Here is a 1,121-nt window from a genome sequence, read left to right as displayed (position 1 = left end):
AGAGGTCGTTTTCTCCCGATGTTTTATCCCGGAATTAGTGTTTGGTCCCGGGAGGTCGGGTCGCGCCAGGAGATGGTGGCTTCGCTGGTGAGGCGTCGGGCCATCAGGTCGGTCATGGCGAGGTGGATCATGGCTTCGGAGCGGGCGGGGAGGGTTTCGTAGTCGCGGGCCAGGCGGCGGTGGAACATCAGCCATCCGTAGGTCCGCTCCACGGTCCAGCGCTTGGGCAGCGGGTTGAATCCCCTGGTCCCGGGGGTGCGTTGGACGATTTCCATGTCGATTCCGAGGTAGGCGGCGTGCTCGACGAGGTGCTGGCGGTAGCCGCCGTCCACCCAGACTTTGCGAATCGTGGGGTGGGTGGCGGCGACCTGGTCGACCAGGTGGGTGCCGGCGACGGAGTCCTGCACGCTCGCGGCCGTGACCAGCACCGCGAGCAGCAGCCCGAGGGTGTCGGTGACGATGCTCCGCTTGCGGCCCACGATCTTCTTCGCCGCGTCGGTGCCCTGCCCGGCGGCCGGAACGCTGGTGGAGGTCTTCACGCTCTGCGCGTCGATCACGCACGCGGACGGCTCCGCCTCCTTGCCCTCCCGCTGCCGTAACAGTCTGCGCAGCACGCCGGTGAGCTGGGCGAACACGCCATCGCGCTGCCACTTGGCGAAGTAGCCGTACACGGTTTCCCAAGGCGGGAAGTCATGCGGCAGGTAGCGCCACTGCACGCCGGTGCGGTCCACGTACAGGATCGCGTTCATGATCTCGCGCAGATCGTGCTCGGGTGGGCGTCCGATGTTCAGCGCATGCCGGCGGCGCTCGGCCCGCCAGGCGCTCAGCACGGGCTCGATCAACTCCCAGCGGGCATCGGACAGGTCACTGGGATACGGACGACGTTTGGCCATGACCTGGACGTACCGCCGGTCAGGAGCGTGCGCCCAGGCGTGCGGTGCGACCAGTAGGAGCACCCACCACCGGCGTCTTGGGATGAGACAGGCGCACGCCTCATTCCGTCCCAGCTGCCACCCCATAGAGCACGTCCGCCAGGTCGACCCCGCCAGTCCCATCGAGAGAACGACCCCGCCTCGAGAAACGAAGGAGAAAGCACCCCCTCAAGGGAGAAAACGACCTCT

Annotated in this window: 1 protein-coding gene; it reads right to left on the bottom strand. The window is 67.1% G+C overall.

All coding sequences use genetic code 11. The features are described 5' to 3' along the window. Window positions 1-23 precede the first annotated feature (23 nt). On the bottom strand, window positions 24-893 hold the full coding sequence (locus CLM62_RS00005) for an IS5 family transposase (RefSeq protein WP_095747799.1): 870 nt from the start codon (window positions 891-893) through the stop codon (window positions 24-26). Window positions 894-1,121 lie beyond the last annotated feature (228 nt).

This window comes from Streptomyces sp. SA15, from assembly GCF_002291145.1.
Taxonomy (GTDB): domain Bacteria; phylum Actinomycetota; class Actinomycetes; order Streptomycetales; family Streptomycetaceae; genus Streptomyces.
The sequence above is the reverse complement of the archived record's forward strand: the minus strand, read 5'-3'. Positions and strand labels throughout refer to the sequence as shown.